The sequence below is a fragment of the Streptomyces sp. NPDC001536 genome, assembly GCF_042894505.1.
GTDB lineage: Bacteria > Actinomycetota > Actinomycetes > Streptomycetales > Streptomycetaceae > Streptomyces.
In genome coordinates this window covers 570,798-594,502 of the sequence record NZ_JBIAVQ010000001.1, presented here as the reverse complement: position 1 = coordinate 594,502, position 23,705 = coordinate 570,798, and the positions used below count along the sequence as shown (strand labels likewise).

Sequence of the window (23,705 nt, the reverse complement as noted above, 5' to 3'; positions counted from 1 at the left end):
ACCATCCGCTGACCGAACCACCCGCCGGACCAAGCAAGGGAGTGATCCCCATGACCGACGACGCGCCACCAACCATCACTCGTGCCGCTACGGCGGCCCACCCCGGAAGGTCACCACCATCACCCCGGACCTCACTCCGGCTGACAGGCGCGCCGTCCTCGATCGCGCGGCGCGCCTGCGTCAGCTCCCTGAAGCAGACCGCGATGCAATCCGCATCGCCCAAGATCCCAAGTTTTCCCGTTGGTTGGAGCAGATCACTGCAACCGGCGGCTGCGCTCACCCCGTCCACCTCTCCGGCTCCACAACCACCCTGGACGCGGATACCGGCGAGATCTTCCACCACTACAACACCCACGACGAACCCGGAGAACGTCTCCTCGTCCGCTGCCGCAACAGACGCGCGACCGTCTGCCCGGCGTGCTCCCGCCTCCACGCCGGGGACACCTTCCATCTCGTCCGCGCCGGCCTCATCGGCGGCAAGGACGTCCCTGCCACAGTCCGCGATCGACCTCGGCTGTTCGTCACCCTCACTGCCCCGTCCTTCGGCGCCGTTCACCGGGCCGGAGAACTGTGCCGCCCTCGTCGTGACGGCGGTACCTGCGAGCACGGCAGATCCCATGGCTGTGGCGCGGTGCACGATCCGACCGACTCCCACGTCGGCCAACCGCTCTGCCTTGACTGCTACGACTACGCGGCCCACGTCCTCTGGCACGCGCACGCCAGCAAGCTGTGGGACCGATTCGTCATCGGTCTGCGACGCAGACTCGCTTCCTCCGCTGGGCTCGTACAGTCCCGCTTCGGCAGGCATGCGCGACTGTCGTTTGCTCGCGTTGCTGAGTACCAGAAGCGGGCGGCCGTTCACGTACATGCCGTTATTCGCCTCGACGGCCCGAGCGGACCCGACGACGAACCCCCGGCATGGGGTACGGCGGAACGGCTCATCGACGCAGTGCGCGCCTCCGCCAGGCGGGCCGTGGTCAGCACCTCCTACAGCCCGGCCGTTGGAGAGCTGGAGTTCCGCTGGGGCGCCCAAGTCGACGCGCGGCCGCTGCGCATCGACGGCGATGGGCCCGGTGATGACGCTGTCGCCGCGTACGTAGCCAAGTACGTCACCAAGGGGGCGAGTGAAACAGGCGCCGGCACCGACCACCCGCTCATGAGGTGGGCCGACATCGACATAGCCCCCGTCAGCGAACACGTTCGCATCCTCATGCGCACCTGTTGGCGCCTCGGCGGCCTCCCCGAGTACGCGCCCCTACGCCTCCGCGCCTGGGCTCACACCCTCGGCTACCGGGGCCACATCCTCACCAAGTCGCGCGCCTACTCCACGACGTACGCAGCACTCCGCGCCGAACGCGCCGACCACAAGGGTCATACCGACATGCCCGACGCGGTCACCGAACGGCTCTGGCGCTACGTCGGCTCCGGCCACACCTCTGGCGCAGCACTCATCGCGGCCGGAATCGCGGAGGACCTTGCAGAGTCCCGGCGGCTCAGGGTGGAGGCAAGTCAGGAGGAAGGTGGGGCTGATAACCGCTCTTCCTGACCCTGAACCTCCGCTGCGCTCGGCCCTGCCTCGCTGCTCGGACGAGAGAGGCACGAGCCTGATCGAAAGCGAGATCGTGATCGTGGACGACGACGGCACGGAAACACCGTTCGATCCCGCATCGTGGTTCGAGTGAGACGAAGAGCCGCCTCCCCGTGTGCATCGGGAAGGCGGCTCTGCTCGTGTGTCGGGTCGGGTCGTGTCAGAGGGCTTCCGCGAAGTCGTCCTGCCGGATCACGAGCCGCTCGCGTACGTCCTTCGGGATCAGCAGACGAAGGTGCACCTGCGGGGCGCGTACCTTCGGCACCTTCGTCCGGGTGACCTCGCATCGGATGCCGACTCGATATAGGTCTACGGCCATGGCTTCCATGCCGCCTTCCTGCCAGTGCTCGCGGAAGGTTTTGCCGCCGTGGACGTTGACCCATCGGTCCTTCGCCGTCTCGGGGTCGATGGTCTCCAACTCTCCGATGAGCTTGTCGAGCGTCGCTTCTGCCTGCTCCTTCGCGAACCGGGTCTTTGTGTACCGGCCCCCGGGTTCGAGCTCCTTCATATAGAGAGCGATGGACTCTTGGAGGCGCTTGATCTCCCGACGTACTTCGGCACCCTCGGCGTACTGGCGGACCTGGACCGGGAAGTCACCGAGGACTGTCAGCACGTCTTCCACAAGGCGTTCGTACACCCGCTCGGGGTTGGGTGCGCCGAGTCCGCCGCTCTTGCAGTTGCGGCACCGTAGGTAGTGGTACTTCCCGAAGCTGTTGCTCGTGTTCTGCACGGTCATGTTCGTCTTGCAGTCGGCGCACAGGAGGACGCCGAGGAATTGCGTCGCTCCTCCGACACGGCGCGGAGGCTGGTTCTTCTTGCGCTTGTCGAGAGCGGCGCCGAGGGTCTCGAACTCCTCCTCGGTGAAGATCGGGGGAGCAACCTTGATCGGCTTGCCGTCCTTGCCGAGGATCGGCTTCGAGCGCCGTTGTCCTCCGTTCTTGTCCTCTTCTACTCGGTAGCCGAGGAGAGCAGGGTTACGGAGGCGACGGTGGAGCGTTGCCACAGTGAGTCCCTGGCTCATGAGGCCGGACCGCTTCAGACAGCGGACCATGAACCTGGCGGAGCGCCCTCGAAGTGCCATGCGTCGAGCCCAGTGCAGTGCCTTGTGAGCCTTGGGGTCGATGACGAGAACGAGCTTGCCTGACTTGTCCTCAGCCGTGACGTAGCCGTACGTCGGCTTGCCGATGATCCAGTCTTCCTGGGTCTTCGCGTAGTCCCAGAGGCTTGTGACGCGGGTTGAGGTGTTGGCCGCTTCGATCTCGGCGATGCCGCCGATGATCGTGACCATGATCTTTCCGGCGGTCGTTGTGAGGTCAAGGCTGTCGTTCTTCGAGACCAGGTTCTTCCCGCGCTTCAGGCTCCACTCGATCATCGTCGAGAGATCGGAGAGGCGACGGACGAAGCGGTCGAGCTTCCAGAACAAGAGCTCGTCGAACTCGGGGGTGCGGTTGTTCAGCCAGTCCCCGAGTTCCTTCCTCTTCCAGGGCGGAACCTTCGTTGCGGACACGTTCAGGTCCGAAGCGACGCCGACGACTCGACAGCCTCGCTCCCTCGCCAGGATGCGAAGGTCAAGCTCCTGCCGGACCGGCGATGTGGTCTCGTCCGTCAGTACAGACAGGCGGATAGATAAGAGAGCCCGCGGAGCGTCCTCGGGCAGTAAGGCTTCAGCCGCCTTGAGCTCCTTCAGGAGTGCGAGATCTGCGTCCGTCCACTCGGCCTCCACTGAGTACTGCCTCTGGTCGGCTGCTGTGCGCTTCCGCGTGCGTGTCCCCATGTCTACGAAGGTAGAGCTGGTTTTAAGAGTGTGTCCATATGCCCGCAGATGGACACGTCCATCCAGATCGGACCCACGGGCAAGAAGCTGCTGCCGTTGACGGTGAAGAACGCGGCGTCGGCTCCGGCTGGGCACGCTCACTGAGGTATGGGATGTGTGGGGCCCTTCCCTGGTGGGGAGGGCCCCGTTTCATACCGGTTCGGGGCGGGGGGCGCACACGGTGAGGCGGTCGCGGGCGAAGTCGCGGTTGGCGATGACGCGTTCGCGATGGGCTTCGGGGAGTTTTCCGCTGTCCAGGAGTTGCTCGCAGCACTCCAGTGACTCGCGGTACGAGCCCATCCAGTAGGCCGACACCGCCAGTTCGTCCAGGGCCTGCCAGTCGTACCAGGCCTGTTCGACGAAGAGGATGTCGTCGGGGCGTGGGATCTCCACGGCGCGTCGCGCGAACAGGTAGGCGAGCGGCCAGCGGTTTCCCTGGACGCGGCACAAGTGGGCGAGTTCGCCGAGCGGTTCGGCCCGGGTGGGCCGGTACTCGTGGGCCTCCAGGAAGCGGGCCATGACCTCGGGCGTCTTGCGCTTCAGTGTCCGGGCCAGACGGGCGGCGTAGAGGCGGGCGCAGAACGCCTCCTCGGCGAAGCCGTCCATGGCCGCGCGCCGGTCGTAGGCGGCGAGCGCCTTCGCCGGTTCGTCGGCGTCGCGCCAGCTCTGGGCGAGGTAGAAGGCGTACCGGGCGTTGTCCGGCTCCTTGCTGAGCCCGTCCTTCAGGATCGCGGCGTCCCGCAGGTACTTCTTGCGGTCGCTGTCCTGCGACCGCCCGCCGCCGCCCATGATGACCATGCGCACGCCTTCCAGAGGCGCCCGGTCGAAGGGGCCGTCGCACTCCAGGTACTCGTGCAGTACGCCGACGTACCGCCAGGGGAGCCGGGTCGAGACCATCGTGGGGCGCCAGTGGACGACGGGGCCGTGGTGCACCGCGAAGTCGTAGCAGTCGTGGGTCAGTTCCGGCATGGTGAAGCCGGGGTCGGTCGCCATCACGTCGTCGGCGTCGATGAACAGGAGATAGCGCGCGCTCTCCCGGGCCCGTTCGATCGCCTCCGTGCGGCTCAGGTCGAAGCCTTTCCACGGGCTCTCGTACAGCGTTCCGGGCAGGTCGGCGAGTGTCTCGCGGATGATGTCCTGGGTTCCGTCGGTCGAGCCCGTGTCGAGGATCACCCAGGTGTCGACGAGCGGGAGCACGGATTCGAGGCAGCGCCGGATCACATGCGCCTCGTTCTTGACGATCATATTAAGACAGACCGTTTTCATGGCTTTTTCTTTTCGCCGGCGGAAAGGGGCGGCTGGTGAATTTATCGAGCCTTGGCGGACCGTTCAAGGGGGCGCCGGTGCGTCGGGATGTATAAGTGGGGAGTTCCAGTCGCCGGACCGGAGATATTCCTATGGTAATCACCGAGCAGTTCCCCGCGGCTCGCGAAGAATCCCGGCCCGCCGCCCCTGCCGGGTCCGTGCGGCGCGGGACGAGGCTGTGGCTTTGGCCCTTCGCCGTCGCCCTCGCCGTGGCGGGCTACGGGATGACTGACTCCCTGCTGGGGCGCGACGAACTGGTCACCTGGGACATGGTGGGCCGGGACACCGGCCGGATCCTGGCCACGCTGGGGAACGTCGACGCCGTACACGGCACGTATTACCTGCTGATGCACGGATGGGTGGAGCTGTTCGGGGATTCCGTTGTTTCCCTGCGGTTGCCCTCGGTATTGGCTGTGGCGGCCGCGGCGGCCGTCATCGCTCTGATCGGGGACCGGCTCTTCGGATATCGCGCCGGAATTCTGGCCGGGCTTCTTTTCGCGATCTCACCGGCGGTGAGCCGCTATGGCCAGGAAGCCCGCAGCTACGCTCTGGTGATTCTCACCGTCGCCCTCGCCACGCTCCTGCTGCTGCGGGTGCTGGACCGTCCGCGCGGCCTCTGGCGCTGGGCCGGCTACGTGCTCGCGCTGGTCCTGACCGGACTCCTCCACTTGATCGCGCTGTCCGTCGTACTGGCCCACGTCTGTCTGCTCGCGGCCCACGCGCGGCAGGATCGCTCGCTGTGGTGGAAGGCGCCGGTGGCACTGGCGGCGGTCGCCGGGTGCGTCGCCCCGCTCGCCGTGTTCGGCAAGTCGCAGGCGCAGCGCCAGCTGTACTGGGTTCCGGCGCCCGACGGCTGGGCCCTTCTCTCCCTCGCCCAGGGACTGTTCGCCTCCGCGCTGGGTGGTGGAGCCCTGATCGCCTTGGCCCTGCTGGCCCGCTCGCGGCGCGGGGCCCCGCTGGCGCTGTGCGGCGTCTGGGCCCTGCTTCCTCCCCTCCTCGTCTGGGCCGCCTCCCACGGCGAGGTCTCCTACTTCCGCAATGTCTACGTCCTCTTCACCCTTCCGGCCTGGGCCCTCCTGGCCGGTGCCGGGGTCGCCTCCGCCTCGCGTTCCTGGAAGACGGCCGCGGCCGTGGTCGGGACGCTGGCCGTGCTCACGCTGGCGGACCAGCGGCAGATGCGGCAGCCGTACGAGCACGATGCCCCGGTGCCCCTCGACTACGCGGCCGCGGCCGCTGTGATCGAGCGGTTCCACCGTCCCGGGGACGCCGTCGTCTACGACCGTGCGGACACCTGGAAGCTCGACGGGGGAGTGCGGTACTACCTGCCGCGCGACCTGAGGATGCGCGACGTCTTCCTGGCGAGGACGCCGGCCGCGATCGACGACCTGTACGCGGTCCAGTGCTCCGTGCCGGACCTGTGCGTCGAGGACGAGCCGCGCATCTGGCTGCTGACGCAGGGGACGGGCTTTCCCTTCAGTGCCATTGATCCGGCGCAGGCGAGTGCTTTGCAGCGGCGGTACACGGTGGCGAGGAGCACGCCGGTGACGGGGATGACGGTGAGTCTGCTGGAGCGCATTGGCGCGGCAGGGGGTGTCCGGCAGTCCTGACGCGCCGCCGGACACCCCCTGGCTGTGGCGCTACGGGGTGAGGTCGATCCCGCCGTTCTCTTGGCCAGGTGCCGGTTGCCTGTTCACGAGCTCCCACTCCTGGTTGCAGGTCAGGGTGCGGTCACTGGTGACCACGGCGCAGGAGGTTTCGTAGATCGCGCCCGTGACGGTGATGACGTCGATCCGCACATCCCCCTCTCCCTGCATGCCCTGGGAGTGCTGGGCGATGGAGATCCCACAGGCGTCCTGCGGATAGTCTTGGTTGTCGCTGAGGTCGCTCCACAGGAAATCGTTGGTGGAACCTGACGTGAGGTCACGAATGCCCGCGTAGGCCCTGGCCGGGGCGCCCATGACCGGCGGGGTCAGCGCGGCCCGGAGCTCGAAGTTGTTGCTGTCCTGGCTGGCGTCGATGTCGGTACACGTGCCTGCGCCGGTGGCACCGGTGGAACCTGTGGCTCCCGTCGCCCCGGTCGCCCCGGTCCCGGTCGCCCCGGTGGCACCCGTGGCGCCCGTCGCTCCCGTCGCGCCCCTGGGGCCGGTCGCCCCCGTGGCGCCGGTCGCGCCCTTGCACTTGTCCTTGGGCTTGGGCTTGGTATCGGGGACGTACGATTCCGCGGCCGACCTCGGCTTGCTGGGGCGGCAGTCCTTGCCCCCTTGCTGCGCGGCGGTCGGCTTGTCGTCGGAGACGGAGGCGGCGGCCGTCGCCGTGGGGGAGACCACTCCGGTCGCGAGGACCAGCGTGAGGGAGGCCAGCATCCCGGCCTTGCGGAACCTCGAGCGGGCCAGCGGACCGAACGGCGACGGTGTCTGTCGGGAAGTCATAGGCATGCTCCTTTGGCGCACAGCAGGCCGGGGACGTCCCGGCCTCATTGCGAGGGTGACCCGAGCGCCCCACGACAGCGGCTCTGCCTTCGGGGAACGCGCCGTTGTGTAAGTAGGACGGTCTAATGAATTGCGGGATCCGGGTGAGCGGGCGTGACGGCATCGCAATACGCGGGACGAATCCAGAGCGTCGGCCGCTGCGTCTTGGCCGGTATGGAACCCCAGAAGCCGTCGCCCCGGCCCCGGCAGCCCGAGGGCTGCCTCACCACCGCCATCCGCGTTCCGGTACGGATCGTCGTGCTCGTGCTCGTCGTGCCGGTGCGGATGCTGTGGGACGCGCTCGTGGTGGCGGGACGGATCCTGAACGACACCGTGCTGCGGCCGTTCGGGCGGGCGTTGCTGTGGATCGGGCGGGCTGTCTTCGTGTGGCCGCTCGTGGGGTTGTGGCGGTATCTGGTCGTGCCGATCGGCAAGGGGCTGGGATGGCTGGGGAAGTACCTCGTCGTCGTACCCCTGGTGTGGCTGTACCGGTATGTGCTCACTCCCGTCGGACACGGCTTCGCGTGGGTGTACGCGCGCGTGCTCACGCCCATGGGGCACGGGATCATGTGGCTGCTCAGGGGGTTCGGCGCCGTGCTCGCCGCGATCGGGCTCGGGGTGTACACCGCCGTGGCCTGGCTGGCGCGGTATCTCGTCGTCGTCCCCGCCCTGTGGGTGTACGAGTGGATCCTCACGCCCATCGGGCACGGTGTGCTGTGGGTCCTGCGGGGTATCGGCTTCTGTCTGTACTGGATCACCCGCGTGCTCCTCGTGCTGCCGGCGCTCGCGCTGTGGCGGTGGGTGCTCACGCCCGTCGGGCGGTTCCTCGCCGTGGTGGGGCGGGAGGTGTGGGACGCGCTCGGGCACGCCTGGCGGATCGCCGGGCACATCTCGCTCGCCGTCGGCCGGTTCCTGGGGACCCTCTTCCGGTGGATCTTCGTGGAGCCGGTGCGATGGGTGTACCGGACGCTGCTCACACCGGTCGGGCATGTGGTGCGCGACCTCGTACTGCGGCCCGTCGCCGAGGCCGCGCGCGGTGTGGGGCGGGCCACGCGGCAGGCGCTCGCCACCGCCCGGGAGTCCGTGCGGCAGGCGCGGGCCGACTTCCGGCGGATGCTCCTCGGGGAGCCCCGGAAGCAGGTCGGGGTGGACCGACGGGAACCGTCGGGCCGCGAGACACGTACTCTTGGTAGCAGTACGACCGCACTCACGAAGGACTGAACGACACTGGGCAAGCGACAGCCCGAAGGCCCGCCGCCCGCACCCGCGGTGCAGCGCATCCGACTGCGCTACACCAAGCGCGGCCGCCTCCGGTTCACCAGCCACCGTGACTTCCAGCGCGCTTTCGAGCGTGCGTTGCGCCGTGCCGAGGTGCCGATGGCGTACTCGGCGGGGTTCACGCCGCATCCGAAGGTGTCGTACGCCAATGCCGCACCCACCGGCACGGGCAGTGAGGCGGAGTATCTCGAGATCGCCCTCACCCAGGCGCGGGACCCCGAGAAGCTCAGGGTCCTGCTCGACGAGTCGATGCCCACCGGGCTCGACATCGTCGACGCGGTCGAGGCCCGGACCTCCGGGCTCGCCGACCGGCTCACGGCCTCGGTGTGGGAGCTGCGGCTCGACGGAGTGGACCCGGCCGACGCCGAGCGCGCGGTCGCGGCCTTCACCGCCGCCGAGTCCGTGGAGGTGCAGCGCAAGACCAAGAACGGCATCCGCACCTTCGACGCCCGTTCCGCAGTCGTACAACTTGAGACGCATGACCCCCAGGCTGATAGGCCGACCGACCAGCCCTGTGCGATACTGCGGCTGGTTGTTCGGCACGTGACGCCTGCCGTTCGACCCGACGACGTCCTGTCCGGTCTCCGCGCCGTGGCCGACCTGGCGCCGCCGGTCCCCGCAGCGGTGACCAGGCTGGCGCAGGGGCTGTTCGATGAAGAGACCGGCACGGTGACCGACCCGCTCGCGCCCGACCGCGAGGCAGCTGAGGCCCCCACAACGGCCGCTGCCGCCGCGAAGGCGCCGGCGTAGGGAAGGTCCCGCGAAAGGACGGACGTCGTAGCGCCGCCCTCGTACTCGGGAGCCACCTGGGTCGGGCAGCGCACCGACCAGAAGACTTTCGCCAGGCCGTACCCAACAGGGTGTACGGAACCGGCGAGACAGGACACAGAGAGCTCCCGTGCGGCGCCCGCGCCCCGGACGGCGGCACCGCGCATCGCGCGAGCCGCGGACGTCACCGGCATCGCCGGACCAGGTGCGGCGCCCGGGAGCCTGACGGGAGAAACGCCCGCATGCTCGAGCCGACCGAACCCACCGAGGGTTCCGAACTCAACACCCCCAGCGACACCCTGCCGCCGCGTCGTCGGCGCAGGGCCGCATCCCGACCGGCGGGCCCGCCGGTCGGCACCGCAGCCGAGACGCCGGACGAGGTGACGCCGGCCATACCGGCCGCCGAGGACGCGCTCGCCGAGGAGACCGAAGAGCCGGCGGTGGCCGAAGAGGCCGCCGCGCAGACCGAGGCGCCTGCCGAGGATCCCGTAGAGGAGCCCGCACCCGCGGCCCGTACGCGTCGTCGTGCGGTGCGCCGGGCGTCCGCGCCCGCCGGTGCTCCGGCCGCTGCCGAGGCTGCCGAGGCCGTCGTACCGGCTGTGGCCGAGGTGAAGGCCGAGACGGCCGAGACGCCTGCCGAGCCCGAGGCCGTCGAGGAGCCCGCACCCGCGGCGCGTCCGCGTCGTCGTGCGGTGCGTCGGGCGTCCGCGCCCGCCGGTGCCCCGGTGGCCGCCGAGCCCGCCGCCGACGTCGAAGAGGCCGTAGCGGCCGAAGCGCCCGTCGAGGAGGCCGCGCCCGCCGCGCGTACCCGCCGTCGTGCCACCCGCCGGACGGCCGAGCCCGTCGAGGCGCCGCAGGCTGCCGAGACCTCCGAGGTTCAGGCCGAGCCGGAGCCGACCGTCGCCGAAGAGGCCGCCGCCGAGGAAGAGGCCCCGCGCCGGGCCCGCCGTCGCGCCACGCGTCGCGTGTCCGCGCCCGCCGCGGCGCCCGAGAACGTGGAGGCGCCCGTGAGCGCTGCCGAGGAGAACGAGCCGGTCGAGGCCGTCGAAGAGGCGCCGGCCAGCGAGGCCCCCGCCGCTGAAGCCCCCGCCGACGAGGCCGCCCCGCGTCGTGCGCGGCGCCGTTCCGTGCGTCGTGCCGCCACCGGCTTCGCCGAGCCCGCCGCGCGGTCCGCCGCCGACGAGGCCGCCGAGGACGAGGGTTCACGCCGGCCCGCGCGGCCCGCCGTGGCCGTGTTCCAGGCGCCGGTCTTCGCCGAGCCGCAGTTCCAGACGCCCCAGCGGGCCGCGGCCGAGGCCGCTGCCGCCGAGGTGGAGCCCGCTGTCGAGGAGCCCGAGGCGGAGTTCCAGGAGGAGCAGACGCCGCGTCGCCGTCGCCGTCGTCGGGGTGCCGAGGAGCCCGAGGCCGCCGCCCCGGTCGTCGAGGCCGTCGCCGAGGACGAGGTGGACGAGGCCGAGGAGAGCGCCGACGCCGAGGACGGCGTGGAGGCGGAGGACGCCGAGGAGAGCGGTTCGCGCCGTCGCCGTCGTCGTGGTGGCCGTCGCCGTCGTCGCGGCGAGTCCGCCGAGGCGGACGGCGAGGAGGGCGACGAGCTCGCCGCCGAGCAGGCCGAGCAGGATGCAGAGGACACCGCCGAGCAGGTCGAGGACGACGCGGAGGAGGACTCCGACGAGGGCGGTTCCTCGTCCTCCAGCAGCCGTCGCCGCCGTCGCCGTCGCCGTCGCGCCGGTGACAGCTCCCCCGACACCGAGCCCGGTGACGGCGACCCCGAGCGCACGGTCGTCAAGGTCCGCGAGCCCCGCCCGAAGGCCGAGCCGTCCGACGAGGTGCAGTCCATCAAGGGCTCGACCCGTCTGGAGGCCAAGAAGCAGCGCCGCCGTGAGGGCCGTGAGCAGGGCCGGCGTCGTGTCCCGATCATCACCGAGGCCGAGTTCCTGGCCCGCCGCGAGGCCGTCGAGCGCGTGATGGTCGTCCGCCAGAGCGGCGAGCGCACCCAGATCGGCGTCCTCGAGGACAACGTGCTCGTCGAGCACTACGTCAACAAGGAGCAGTCGACCTCGTACGTCGGCAACGTCTACCTGGGCAAGGTCCAGAACGTGCTGCCGTCGATGGAGGCTGCCTTCATCGACATCGGCAAGGGCCGCAACGCGGTGCTCTACGCCGGTGAGGTCAACTTCGAGGCGCTGGGCATGGCCAATGGGCCGCGGCGTATCGAGAGCGCGCTGAAGTCCGGTCAGTCGGTGCTCGTCCAGGTGACGAAGGACCCGATCGGGCACAAGGGCGCGCGGCTCACCAGCCAGGTCTCCCTCCCCGGGCGCTACCTCGTGTACGTCCCCGAGGGCTCGATGACCGGTATCAGCCGCAAGCTGCCCGACACCGAGCGCGCGCGTCTGAAGACCATCCTCAAGAAGATCGTCCCCGAGGACGCGGGCGTCATCGTGCGCACCGCCGCCGAGGGCGCGAGCGAGGACGAGCTGCGCCGCGATGTCGAGCGACTGCAGGCGCAGTGGGAGGACATCCAGAAGAAGGCCAAGAACGGCAACGCGCCGACGCTGCTGTACGGCGAGCCGGACATGACCGTCCGGGTCGTCCGCGACATCTTCAACGAGGACTTCACCAAGGTCGTCGTCAGCGGTGACGAGGCGTGGGAGACCATCCACGGATACGTCGCGCACGTCGCGCCCGACCTGGCCGACCGGCTCTCGAAGTGGACCTCCGAGGTCGACGTCTTCGCCACGTACCGGATCGACGAGCAGCTCGCCAAGGCGCTGGACCGCAAGGTCTGGCTGCCCAGCGGCGGTTCGCTGGTGATCGACCGGACCGAGGCGATGGTCGTCGTCGACGTCAACACCGGCAAGTTCACCGGCCAGGGCGGCAACCTGGAGGAGACGGTCACCAGGAACAACCTGGAGGCGGCCGAGGAGATCGTGCGCCAGCTGCGGCTGCGCGACCTCGGCGGCATCATCGTCATCGACTTCATCGACATGGTCCTGGAGTCCAACCGGGACCTGGTGCTGCGGCGCCTGCTGGAGTGCCTGGGCCGCGACCGTACGAAGCACCAGGTCGCGGAAGTCACCTCGCTGGGCTTGGTCCAGATGACCCGCAAGCGGGTCGGCCAGGGTCTGCTGGAGTCCTTCTCCGAGACCTGCGTCCACTGCAACGGCCGCGGTGTCATCGTCCACATGGAGCAGCCGACCTCCGTCGGAGGCGGCGGCAAGCGCAAGAAGCGCGGCCGTGGCGGCATCGAGCACGTGCACGAGGCCGCGGTGGCGGCGGAGTCCGCCGAGGCCGCCGAGCTGGACGTGGAGACCGAGGCCGAGGTCGTCGCCGAGGTCGCCGAGCCGGTCGCGCTGCCCGCGCCCGTCTTCGAGGCGGACGAGGAGCTGTACAGCAGTGCCGCCGAGGCGGAGGCCGCCGCGACCCGGGGCCGTTCGCGGCGCCGGGCGAGCCGGCGGTCGTCGGCTCCGGCCGGTGCGCCGAAGCGGGAGCGGGGCGAGCGGGCCGAGGTTCCGACGGCTCAGGACGTGACGGCCGAGGAAGAGGTCGAGCGTCCGGTGCAGGTCGAGCCGGCCGCGCAGGCGCAGGCCGAGCCGGCCGCCGTCGAGGACCCGGTGGTCGAGGACGCCGCGCCCAAGGGACGTACGCGTCGTCGCGCGACCCGCAAGGTGTCCGCGCCGGCCGGATCGCCCGCGGGTGCCGAGGCGGCCGTCGTGACGGTCACCGAGCCCGCGGCAGCGCCCGCGCCGGTCGCCGAGGAGGCTCCGGCCCAGGCCGAGCAGTCCGAGGCGCCCGCCGAGAGCGCCGCCCCGGCCCGTCCGCGGCGCCGTGCCGTGCGCAAGGCGACCGCGCCGACCGCGTCCGAGGAGACGGCCGTCGTGGTCGTCCCGGCGACGGAGAGCGCCCCGGCGGCCGAGGCCGCCGAGGAGTCCGCCGAGGAGGCGGCTCCGGCCAAGAAGACGGCCGCCCGCAAGACGGCCAAGAAGGCGACGGCGAAGAAGGCCGCCACCAAGAAGACCGCGGCCAAGAAGGCGGTCGCGAAGAAGGCGACGACCAAGAAGGCCGCCGCCAAGAAGACGACGGCGAAGAAGACCGCGGCGGCCGAGCAGACGCTGTCCTCGGTCACTGCTTCCGCCGACGAGAGCTGAGTTCCGGCTCACCGCGGGTGTGCGGCTGGTCCCGAGTGATCAGCCGCACACCCGGGGGGCCCGGCCCGGTTTGACCCCTTCGGCCGTGGCCCCGTAACCTTGACCGTCGGCGTGTCGACTGACACGTCACATCCCCGTAAACCTTTTCCTCCAGAGCACTGGGTGTTCCGGAGAGGCCGTCCGCGTGCCGGGCGGCTGGACTGCGGGGGTGCCGTTCCCCGAGCGAGAGAGTGAGATCCGCGTGTACGCCATCGTGCGCAGCGGTGGTCGCCAGCACAAGGTTGCTGTCGGCGACATCGTTGAGGTTGACAAGATTTCCACTGCCAAGGTTGGCGACACGGTCGAGCTCTCGACCCTGCTCGTTGTCGACGGCGAGTCCGTGACCAGCGACCCGTGGGTGCTGGCCGGTATCAAGGTCCAGGCCGAGGTCGTGGACCACCACAAGGGCGTCAAGATCGACATCCTTCGCTACAAGAACAAGACCGGCTACCGCCGTCGTCAGGGCCACCGCCAGCAGTACACGGCGATCAAGGTCACTGAGATCCCCGCGGCTGCGAAGTAAGGGACTGAGGAGAGATGGCACACAAGAAGGGCGCATCGTCCACCCGTAACGGTCGTGACTCCAACGCTCAGCGCCTCGGCGTGAAGCGCTTCGGTGGTCAGGTCGTCAACGCGGGTGAGATCCTGGTCCGCCAGCGCGGCACCCACTTCCACCCCGGCGCGGGCGTCGGCCGTGGCGGCGACGACACGCTGTTCGCGCTGAACGCCGGTGCGGTGCAGTTCGGCACCCACCGTGGCCGCAAGGTCGTGAACATCGTTCCGGTCGCCTGAATCAGGCACTGATCGGAAGCTTTCGCGAGGCGGACCTCACTTCCCTGGTGGGAAGGCGGGTCCGCCTTTCGCGTGTTACGTAGATACATAACTCGTTCGTTTCTGGAGGCACCTCACATGACCACCTTCGTGGACCGCGTCGAACTGCATGTCGCCGCGGGTAACGGAGGTCACGGCTGTGCCTCCGTCCACCGGGAGAAGTTCAAGCCGCTCGGCGGCCCCGACGGCGGAAACGGCGGGCGGGGCGGCGACGTCATCCTGACCGTCGACCAGTCGGTGACCACGCTCCTGGACTACCACCACTCCCCGCACCGCAAGGCCACCAACGGCAAGCCCGGTGAGGGCGGCAACCGCTCCGGCAAGGATGGCCAGGACCTGGTCCTGCTCGTGCCGGACGGCACGGTCGTCCAGGACAAGGCGGGCAACGTCCTGGCCGACCTGGTCGGCCACGGCACCTCCTACGTGGCCGCCCAGGGCGGCCGCGGCGGCCTCGGCAACGCGGCGCTGGCCTCGGCCCGCCGCAAGGCGCCCGGTTTCGCGCTGCTCGGTGTCCCCGGTGACCTCCAGGACATCGTCCTGGAGCTGAAGACCGTCGCCGACGTGGCGCTGGTCGGCTACCCGAGCGCGGGCAAGTCCTCGCTGATCTCGGTGCTGAGCGCGGCCAAGCCGAAGATCGCCGACTACCCCTTCACCACCCTGGTCCCGAACCTCGGTGTGGTGACCGCCGGCTCGACCGTCTACACCATCGCCGACGTGCCGGGTCTGATCCCGGGCGCCAGCCAGGGCAAGGGCCTGGGCCTGGAGTTCCTGCGGCACGTGGAGCGGTGCAGCGTGCTGGTGCACGTGCTGGACACGGCGACCCTGGAGTCCGACCGTGACCCCGTCTCCGACCTCGACGTCATCGAGGAGGAGCTGCGGCAGTACGGCGCCGGGCTCGACAAGCGGCCCCGCATGGTCGTCCTGAACAAGATCGACGTCCCGGACGGCAAGGACCTCGCCGAGATGGTGCGCCCGGACCTGGAGGCGCGCGGCTACCGTGTCTTCGAGGTGTCCGCGGTGGCGCACATGGGGCTGAAGGAACTGTCGTTCGCGCTGGCCGATGTGGTCGCCAAGGCGCGTGCCGCGAAGCCGAAGGAGGAGGCGACGCGGATCGTCATCCGGCCCAAGGCCGTGGACGACGCGGGCTTCACCGTGGTGCGCGAGGAGGACGGGCTGTTCCGGGTGCGCGGTGAGAAGCCGGAGCGCTGGGTGCGGCAGACCGACTTCAGCAACGACGAGGCCGTCGGCTATCTCGCCGACCGGCTCAACCGCCTCGGTGTCGAGGACCAGTTGATGAAGGCGGGCGCCCGCTCGGGCGACGGTGTCGCGATCGGCCCCGAGGACAACGCCGTGGTCTTCGACTGGGAGCCGACCGTGATGGCCGGTGCCGAGATGCTCGGCCGCCGTGGTGAGGACCACCGCTTCGAGGCTCCGCGCCCCGCGGCGCAGCGGCGCCGTGACAAGGAGGCCGAACGGGACGAGGCGTCGCGGGAGTTCGACGACTTCGAGCCGTTCGAGCACTGACCCGTCCGTTAACCCGGAGCGAACCTCTGGCGTACGACAGGGCAACCAAGCGTCGTTCCGGTGAGTCGTACTGGGCAGCGTGGATGAGGATCTTGAGTCTCTCCACGGTCAACTGCCCTTACGACAGCCGGAGTTCACGTGAACGTGTCCGCCCCGTCCGCCTCGCAGGGAACCCGGCGCGCCGTCGTCGCGGCGATCGCCCTGATCACCGCGATGTGCGGCGCGCTTCCCGTCGCGCAGGCGCAGGCACAGCCGAAGGCCGAGGCGCCGCACGACTTCAACGGGGACGGGTACGAGGATCTCGCCGTCGGGGTGCCCTACGCCACGGTCGGCGGGAAGAAGGCGGCGGGCTACTTCGCCGTCGTCTACGGCTCGGCGAAGGGCCTGGACCTCGCGACCAGGAAGGTCTACTCGCAGGCCTCACCCGGTGTCCCCGGGTCGCCCGAGGCGGACGACCGCTTCGGTGACCACCTCATCCCCGTCGACCTGGACGCCGACGGCTACACCGACCTGGTGGCGCCGGCGCCCGGGGAGCACTGGACCTCGGGCGGTGAGGCACAGCTCCGCAGCCAGACCGTGCTGTGGGGTTCCGCCACGGGCCTGAGCGGCGCGACGCTGCTCCCGCCGGGGCGGCTCCTCGACACCCACTCCACTCTCCTCGGCGACTTCGACGGCGACGGCCACACCGACCTGGCCATGCCCGGCGGCGTGCGCTTCGGCCCCTTCACCCGGGACGGCGTGCCCGCCCGGACCCAGGAGATCCCGGCCTACGACGCCGACGACTCGGTGCTGGACATGGCGGCCGGGGACGTCGACGGCGACGGCATCACCGACCTCGTCTCGCTGACCAGGCCCGCCGACTGGGAACCGGGCGGCCAGGGTTCCAGCCACCGCCTCAACTACCTGCACGGCACCCGCGAGGGCCTCACCCCGCTCACCGCGCTGCGCGACGCGCGGGGCGCGTGGATCGAGGGCGGCAACGACATCGAGCTCGGTGACGTGAACGGCGACGGCCGCGACGACATCGTCTTCGGCAGGCCCTACCCGGCCAACAGCGACGAGGAGCCGAACGACCCCAGCCAGTACGGCGACCGGGTCGGTGTCGTCCTGGGCACCGCGCAGGGCCCGAAGACCGGCGACCCGCGCATGCTCCACCAGGACACCCCCGGAGTGCCGGGCGTCGGCGAGTCGGGCGACCTCTTCGGCGCGTCCCTCGCGGTCGGGGACGTCGACGGCGACGGCTACGCCGACATCGTGGCCGGCATCCCGCTCGAGGACTTCGCCGGAGTACAGGACGCGGGAACGGTCGCCGTGATCCCGGGCGGGGCGTCCGGCCCCACCGGCGCCGGTTCGAAGGTGTTCAGCCAGAACACGGCCGGTGTCCCCGGCACCGCCGAGCGCCGGGACCGCTTCGGCGAGGCCGTCACCCTGCTCGACACTGACCACGACGGCCGCGCCGATCTGATCGTCGGCGCACCCGGCGAGAACACCGAGGCCGGCTCGGTGTGGGCGTTCCGCTCCACCGCCGCCGGCGTCGCCACCACGGGCTCCCTCTCCTTCGGCGCCCAGACCTTCGGCACGAACCCGGACTCCGCCCGGCTGGGCGCGGACTTCCCGCACTGAGCCGGTGCGCGATCCGGGCTGACCCCACCGACCTGGTGACGCTGAACGGGGACAGCACCTCGGGCAACAGTGAGGGGCCTTCGCGGGGGCGCCTCGTACGGACCGACGGCGACGACCTCGTCGTAGGAAATCGACAGGGGAGGGTGCGATGAGCGGCAGACGCGGACAGGCATGGGGGGCGGCGGTCGCCGTGGTGCTGGCGGTCACGGGGGCGGTTCCGGCGGCGGCGGACGGCGGGGTGGCCACCGCGCGGCTCCAGGACGACTTCAACGGGGACGGTTACGCCGATCTCGCGGTCGCGGCGCCTTCGGGGACGGTCGGTGGCAAGGCGCAGGCCGGGTATGTCGCCGTGCTGTACGGCACGGCGCACGGGCTGACCACCACCGGGCGGAAGGTGTTCAGCCAGAGCACCGCCGGGGTGCCGGGCAGTGTCGAGAAGGGGGACCGGTTCGGCAGCGCGCTCGCCACGGCCGATCTGAACCGGGACGGGTACGCGGATCTGGTGGTCGGTGTCGGCGGCGAGGACACCGCGTCCGGGGGCACCGACTCCGGCTATGTGCAGGTCGTGTGGGGCGGGAAGAACGGGCTGTCCGGCGCCGCCTCCCTGGCCACCGGCAAGAGCGCGTACGACCGGCTGGGCACCCAGGGCCGGCTCGTCGCCGCCGATGTCGACGCCGACGGGGCGACCGATGTGGTGACCGTGCAGAGCGAGAAGAACCTGCGGGTCCTCAAGGGGCCGTTCGTGAAGGACGGTTCGCACGAGGGCGAGCAGGTGGTGACGGACCGCTACAACAGCCGGATCCTCGACTTGGCGGCCGGGGACCTCAACGGCGACGGCATCACGGACGTCGTCGCCGCCGCGAACGACCAGGACGAGTGGGACTCGCGCCGGATCGCGTACTGGTACGGCACACGCGAGGGCGTCTCGCCGTACTTCACCCTCGTCTACGACATCGACGGCGCCGGCCTCCAGGGCGGCGAGAACCTCGACGTCGGGGACGTGAACCGGGACGGCTACGCCGACATCGTCGTGGGCCGTGCCGTCGACGGCTACGACAGCGACCAGGACGCCTACCTCGCCAAGGGCGGCCGGGTCGGCTGGATCCCGGGCACGGCGAACGGGCCCGACGGGGTCGCCGCGGTCTTCCTCAACCAGGACAGCGCGGGCGTGCCCGGTACGGCCGAGAAGGGCGACCGGTTCGGGACCGACGTGCAGGTCGGTGACGTGGACGGCGACGGCTACCCGGACGTGGTGACCGGACTGCCCGGCGAGGACCTGGGGAGCGCGGGCAACGCCGGTTCGGTGGTCGTCCTGCGCGGCGGTGCCGCGGGGCTCACCGGGGCCGGCGCCCAGGCGGTGACCCAGAACACGGGCAACGTGCCCGGGACCGCCGAGTCCGGCGACACCTTCGGCGGGGCCGCCCACCTCGGTGACGCGAACGCCGACGGACGGGCCGACCTCGCCGTCGGGGCACCGGGGGAGAACGCGGACTCCGGGTTCGTGTGGACGTTCCGCTCCGGTGCGGCGACCGTCGTGGCGCCTGGGGGTCCCCCCTCTGGGGGAGGTACGACGGCCTTCGGCACGACTCTGCTCGGCACGGACGGCAAGAACGCGAAATTCGGCTCCGGTTTCGCATACTGATCATCAGTCAGGCCCGTTGCGGCAATGAGGTGTTCGTGTGCCGCGACGGGTCTTCTGTTGTCTGCCTAGTTGTCATGCACCCGAAGCCCACGGTTCAGCGGGCGGACCGTCCACAGGCGTGAGCTTCCCAGTGTCCAAGAGGCCAGTGAGGCAAGGGAGTTCGCCGATGACCGGAGCAACATCGCCCGACCGACGCCGCTTTCTGACCGCCGGAGCCGCCGTGCTCGGCGCCGCCGCCTCCGCCCAGCTGTGGCTGCCGACCACGGCCCGAGCGGCCGGAACGTCGCTGCCCGACGGCGTGTTCAGCCTCGGTGTCACCTCCGGCGACCCGCTGCCCGACGGCATCGTCCTGTGGACCCGGCTCGCCCCCGACCCCCTCAACGGCGGAGGCATGCCCGACGAGGTCGTGCCGGTGGAGTGGGAGCTCGCGGAGGACGAACGGTTCAGAAAGCCCGTACGCCGGGGCGTGACCCAGGCGCGGCCCGAGTACGGGCACAGCGTTCACGTGGATGTACGGCGGCTGCGCCCGGGCCGCACCTACTGGTACCGCTTCCGCACAAGCGGCCAGATCTCGCCCACCGGCCGCACCCGCACCGCCCCCCACCCGCACGGCAAGGGCGGCAGCCTGCGCTTCGCGCTCGCGTCCTGCCAGAACTACCAGCACGGCTACTTCACGCCGTACGCCGACATGCTCGCCCAGGACCCCGACTTCGTGCTCTTCGTCGGCGACTACATCTACGAGTCGTCGCCCGCGTCCACGGGCGTGCGCCGGCACGAGGGCACGGGGGAGCCGTACACCCTGGTCCAGTACCGCAACCGGTACGCCCAGTACCGCAGCGACCCGGACCTCGCCGCGATGCACGCCGGCGCCCCCTGGATCGTCACCTTCGACGACCACGAGGTCGACAACGACTTCGCCGGCGAGATCCCGCAGGACCCCGCCAAGCAGCCGCACGACGCCTTCGTGGCCCGGCTCACCGCGGCCTACCAGGCGTACTACGAGCACATGCCGGTCCGCGCGAGCTCGATCCCGACCGGCCCGCACATCCAGATGTACCGCCGCCTGGACTTCGGCCGCCTGGCCCGGCTCAACGTGCTCGACACCCGGCAGTTCCGCAGCGACCAGGCGACCAGCCAGGAGGGCGCCCAGGACCCCTCGCTCACCATGCTCGGCGCCGGGCAGAAGGAGTGGCTCCTGGACGGGCTGCGCGACTCCCCGGCCCGCTGGAACCTCATCGCCTCGCAGATCATGATGGCCGAGACCGATCTGAAGGTCGGCGAGGGCAAGCTCTGGTACTACGACGCCTGGGACGGCTACCAGGCCGAACGCAACCAGTTCATGCGGGAGTTCGAGAACGTCCGCAACCCCGTCGTGTTCACCGGCGACCGCCATCTGACGATGATCAGCGACCTCAAGAAGGACTTCGCCGACCCGGCCTCCGACGTCGTCGGCGCCGAGTTCGTGGGGACGTCCATCTCCAGCAACGGCGACCAGGACCAGGACGCCTTCCACAGGCAGTGGGACCCGCTGAAGGCGGACAACCCGCACTGGAAGCTGCTCGACGCCCACCGCGGCTACCACCTCTTCGACGTCGACCGCCAGGGCATCGACGCGCGGGTCAGGATCGTCGACACGGTCCGGCAGCCGACGGCGACGGCGAGCACGCTGGCCACGCTGCGGGTCGAGTCGGACCGCCCCGGCGTCGAGCTCGCCTGAGCGTGAACGCCGTATGACGGGGGCCTGGGACTCATCTGTGTCCCAGGTCTCTCTCAGCGCAGTCTCAGGGACCCCTCTTACCGTCCCTCAACCATGGAGACGGACTGTACGAGACTCGGGCGCGGCACCCGCCTGCTGCACATCGGCCCCCACAAGACCGGGACGACCTCGATCCAGGGCGCGCTGTTCGCCGCCAGGGACAAGCTCGGTGATCACGGGGTCCATTGGCCGGCCGGCAACACCCGGCACCCCATGGAGGCGGTACTGGCCGCCTGCGCCCGCCCCGGAATGATGGGCGACGCCGGACCCAGCGAGAAGCAATGGCTGCGGCTCGTGGACCGGGTGCGGGCCGCGGGCGACCGCACCTCGGTCATCAGCAGCGAGTTCTTCGCCGACGCCTCCGACGACGCGGCCGTCGGGCGGATCGTCGAGCAGCTCGGGCGCGAGGCCGTCCACATCCTCGTCACCCTGCGCCCGCTCGCGAAGATCATGCCCTCGCAGTGGCAGCAGTACGTCCAGAACGGGCTGCGCATGGGCTACGAGGAGTGGCTCGAGCACATGCTCAGGAAGGCCCCGTACGAGAAGCCCAACCCCAGCTTCTGGCACCGCCACCGGCACGACCGGCTCGTCGAGCGCTGGGCCCGGGCGGCCGGCCCGCAGCGGGTCACCGTCGTCGTGGTGGACGACCGCGACCGCGGCGGGCTGATGCGCACCTTCGAGTCGCTGCTCGGACTGCCGGCGGAGCTGCTCCAGGAGGTCCCGGCCACCGCGAACCGTTCCCTGACGCTCGCCGAGACCGAAATGCTGCGGAATCTTAATAAGGAATTCCGGGGCAATGACCTCCCGGAGGAGCTGTATTCCAAGCTCGTGCGGCACGGCGCGGTGATGCATATGAAGAACACGTGCAGTCCGACCGCGCAGGACGTGAAGATCGGCACCCCGCAGTGGGCCGTCGAGGCCGCGGCGGAGATCGGCGCCGAGATGGCACAGCGCATCGGCACCATGGGCGTGCGCGTCCTGGGCGACCCGGCCCTGCTGTCCGTGCACCAGACCTCGTCGAAAGAACTCCTGAAGGTCGTGGGACACCGGTGCCTGAAGCGGCTGCGGAGGCGCTGAGGGGTACGGTCGTCACACACAGCAATACCGAAGTCCCTGTGGAGTTACTCACAGCAATTCCAGGTACTCGCGACAACGGTCTCCTCAATCACCAGGAGTACAAGGTGAATGACAGATGGCGCGCACATATGCAGTGGACGGCGCTCACCTTGCACTGCGGTAACCCCAAGTGGGACCATTTCCGAGTTCCCTGTCGCCCCGAGGTAGGTCATCTGTGTCCCAGCACATCGCCAAGCCCCGTACCACCGCAGTGATCCTGGCCGGCGGTACCGGTCAGCGCGTGGGTCTCTCGATCCCCAAGCAGCTGCTGAAGATCGCCGGCAAGGCTGTCATCGAGCACACCCTGACCACCTTCGAGAACGCCGACTCGATCGACGACATCATCGTCCTGATGGCGCCGGGCTACGTGCCGGACATAGAGAAGATCGTGGCCAAGGCCGGGTTCACGAAGGTCAAGAAGGTCATCGAGGGCGGTTCGACCCGGAACGAGACCACCGAGCGCGCCATCTCGGCGCTCGGCGAGGGCCTGGCCGAGGGCGAGGACCTCAACGTCCTGTTCCACGACGCCGTCCGCCCCCTGCTCTCGCAGCGCGTCATCGACGACTGCGTGGTCGCCCTGGAGCGCTACCAGGCCGTCGACGTCGCCATCCCGTCCGCGGACACCATCATCGTGACCCGCACCCACGGCGAGGACGGCGAGTTCATCACGGAGATCCCGGACCGCTCCCGGCTGCGCCGCGGCCAGACCCCGCAGGCCTTCAAGCTGTCCACCATCAAGCGGGCCTACGAGGTCGCCGCCGGTGACCCCAACTTCCAGGCCACGGACGACTGCTCGGTCGTGCTCAAGTACCTGCCGGACGTGCCGATCCACGTCGTCGCGGGCGACGAGTACAACATGAAGGTCACCCAGCCCGTCGACGTCTTCATCGCCGACAAGCTCTTCCAGCTGGCCTCCACCGCCGCGCCCGAGCAGGTCTCCGAGGAGGCCTACCGCGAGCTGCTGACCGGCAAGACCGTGGTCGTCTTCGGCGGTTCGTACGGCATCGGCAAGGACATCGCCGAACTCGCCGAGTCCTACGGCTCGAAGGTGTACGCGCTGGGCCGCTCCACCACCGGTACGCACGTCGAGAACCCCGAGGAGGTCGACGACGCGCTGTCCAAGGCGTACGCCGAGACCGGGCGCATCGACTACGTCGTCAACACCGCCGGAGTGCTGCGCATCGGCAAGCTGGCCGAGACCGACAACGCGACCATCGAGGAAGCGCTGAAGGTCAACTACCTCGCCCCGGTGCAGATCGCACGTTCCAGCTACAAGTACCTGGCGGAGACCAAGGGCCAGCTGCTGCTCTACACCTCCAGCAGCTACACCCGCGGCCGCGCCGAGTACAGCCTCTACTCCTCGACCAAGGCCGCGATGGTGAACCTCACCCAGGCCCTGTCCGACGAGTGGGCCGGCGACGGTGTCCGCGTCAACTGCATCAACCCGGAGCGCACCGCGACCCCGATGCGCACCAAGGCCTTCGGTCAGGAGCCCTCGGGCACCCTGCTCTCCTCCGAGGCCGTCGCCCGTACCTCGCTCGACGTGCTGCTGTCCGAGCTCACCGGCCATGTGATCGACGTGCGCCAGCAGGACCCGACGGCCGCCGCGGGCAAGGCCTCCGGGTTCGAGCAGGCACTTGCCAGTGTCCTGGACGTGCAGGACGGCGTGGCATAATCAACGGTAATTAGACATCTGCTATTCAGGCCTCTGTGGCTGCCCGTTATCGGAGCATTCGCAGGGGCCTGAATCAGTACCTCCCGCGAATTTCTCACATTTTCGCTGCATATCAGAACCACACCGGCACTCCC

The 23,705-nt window shown here is 70.0% G+C and carries 16 protein-coding genes; 13 read left to right on the top strand and 3 right to left on the bottom strand.

The genetic code is table 11. The features are described 5' to 3' along the window. Window positions 1–175: 175 nt before the first annotated feature. On the top strand, window positions 176–1,546 hold the full coding sequence (locus tag ACFY0U_RS02720; RefSeq protein WP_388630419.1) for a replication initiator: 1,371 nt from the start codon (window positions 176–178) through the stop codon (window positions 1,544–1,546). Window positions 1,547–1,748: 202 nt separating this feature from the next. Here the strand turns inward: ACFY0U_RS02720 and ACFY0U_RS02715 are convergent, their stop codons facing one another. Together ACFY0U_RS02715 and ACFY0U_RS02710 are read right to left on the bottom strand one after the other, a co-directional pair. Then, on the bottom strand, window positions 1,749–3,311 hold the full coding sequence (locus ACFY0U_RS02715; RefSeq protein WP_388630416.1) for a recombinase family protein: 1,563 nt from the start codon (window positions 3,309–3,311) through the stop codon (window positions 1,749–1,751). 240 nt (window positions 3,312–3,551) lie between these two features. Further along, entirely contained in the window at window positions 3,552–4,646 is a 1,095-nt protein-coding gene (locus tag ACFY0U_RS02710) for a glycosyltransferase (protein WP_388629122.1), read from the bottom strand. A gap of 284 nt (window positions 4,647–4,930) precedes the next feature. On the opposite strand from ACFY0U_RS02710, the gene ACFY0U_RS02705 reads away from it, so the two are divergent. Next, window positions 4,931–6,313 (top strand): glycosyltransferase family 39 protein, encoded by a 1,383-nt coding sequence (locus ACFY0U_RS02705; RefSeq protein ID WP_388629119.1) that lies wholly within the window; start codon window positions 4,931–4,933, stop codon window positions 6,311–6,313. A 30-nt stretch (window positions 6,314–6,343) separates the two neighbouring features. Here ACFY0U_RS02705 and ACFY0U_RS02700 read toward each other — a convergent pair whose 3' ends face one another. After that, window positions 6,344–7,135, bottom strand: a complete 792-nt coding sequence (locus tag ACFY0U_RS02700) for a hypothetical protein (protein WP_388629116.1) — start codon at window positions 7,133–7,135, stop codon at window positions 6,344–6,346. Between the two features lie 213 nt (window positions 7,136–7,348). Between ACFY0U_RS02700 and ACFY0U_RS02695 the strand changes: the two genes are divergently transcribed. The 11 genes from ACFY0U_RS02695 (at window position 7,349) to ACFY0U_RS02645 (ending at window position 23,571) form a co-directional block, all read left to right on the top strand. Further along, the gene (locus ACFY0U_RS02695; protein ID WP_388629113.1) at window positions 7,349–8,395 is read left to right on the top strand and encodes a hypothetical protein; all 1,047 of its coding nucleotides are present in this window, start codon (window positions 7,349–7,351) and stop codon (window positions 8,393–8,395) included. 48 nt (window positions 8,396–8,443) lie between these two features. Beyond that, on the top strand, window positions 8,444–9,202 hold the full coding sequence (locus ACFY0U_RS02690; RefSeq protein WP_388629110.1) for a TIGR03936 family radical SAM-associated protein: 759 nt from the start codon (window positions 8,444–8,446) through the stop codon (window positions 9,200–9,202). A gap of 260 nt (window positions 9,203–9,462) precedes the next feature. Beyond that, on the top strand, window positions 9,463–13,365 hold the full coding sequence (locus ACFY0U_RS02685; RefSeq protein ID WP_388629107.1) for a ribonuclease E/G: 3,903 nt from the start codon (window positions 9,463–9,465) through the stop codon (window positions 13,363–13,365). Window positions 13,366–13,606: 241 nt separating this feature from the next. Next, window positions 13,607–13,927 (top strand): 50S ribosomal protein L21, encoded by a 321-nt coding sequence (gene rplU, locus ACFY0U_RS02680; RefSeq protein WP_046259920.1) that lies wholly within the window; start codon window positions 13,607–13,609, stop codon window positions 13,925–13,927. A gap of 14 nt (window positions 13,928–13,941) precedes the next feature. Beyond that, window positions 13,942–14,196, top strand: coding sequence for a 50S ribosomal protein L27 (gene rpmA / locus ACFY0U_RS02675; protein ID WP_030961848.1), 255 nt, complete (start codon window positions 13,942–13,944; stop codon window positions 14,194–14,196). Window positions 14,197–14,313: 117 nt separating this feature from the next. Beyond that, window positions 14,314–15,759: a GTPase ObgE gene (gene obgE / locus ACFY0U_RS02670; RefSeq protein ID WP_388629104.1), complete on the top strand. Its 1,446-nt coding sequence runs from the start codon at window positions 14,314–14,316 to the stop codon at window positions 15,757–15,759. 138 nt (window positions 15,760–15,897) lie between these two features. Further along, entirely contained in the window at window positions 15,898–17,382 is a 1,485-nt protein-coding gene (locus ACFY0U_RS02665) for an FG-GAP and VCBS repeat-containing protein (protein ID WP_388629101.1), read from the top strand. Between the two features lie 148 nt (window positions 17,383–17,530). Then, complete coding sequence (locus ACFY0U_RS02660) at window positions 17,531–19,024, top strand: FG-GAP-like repeat-containing protein (RefSeq protein ID WP_388629098.1); 1,494 nt, start codon at window positions 17,531–17,533, stop codon at window positions 19,022–19,024. A 166-nt stretch (window positions 19,025–19,190) separates the two neighbouring features. Beyond that, a complete protein-coding gene (locus ACFY0U_RS02655; protein ID WP_388629095.1) occupies window positions 19,191–20,741 on the top strand; it encodes an alkaline phosphatase D family protein in 1,551 nt (516 codons plus the stop codon). A gap of 93 nt (window positions 20,742–20,834) precedes the next feature. Then, window positions 20,835–21,857, top strand: coding sequence for a hypothetical protein (locus ACFY0U_RS02650; RefSeq protein ID WP_388629092.1), 1,023 nt, complete (start codon window positions 20,835–20,837; stop codon window positions 21,855–21,857). 214 nt (window positions 21,858–22,071) lie between these two features. Then, on the top strand, window positions 22,072–23,571 hold the full coding sequence (locus ACFY0U_RS02645) for a D-ribitol-5-phosphate cytidylyltransferase (protein WP_388629090.1): 1,500 nt from the start codon (window positions 22,072–22,074) through the stop codon (window positions 23,569–23,571). The last annotated feature ends 134 nt before the right edge of the window (window positions 23,572–23,705 follow it).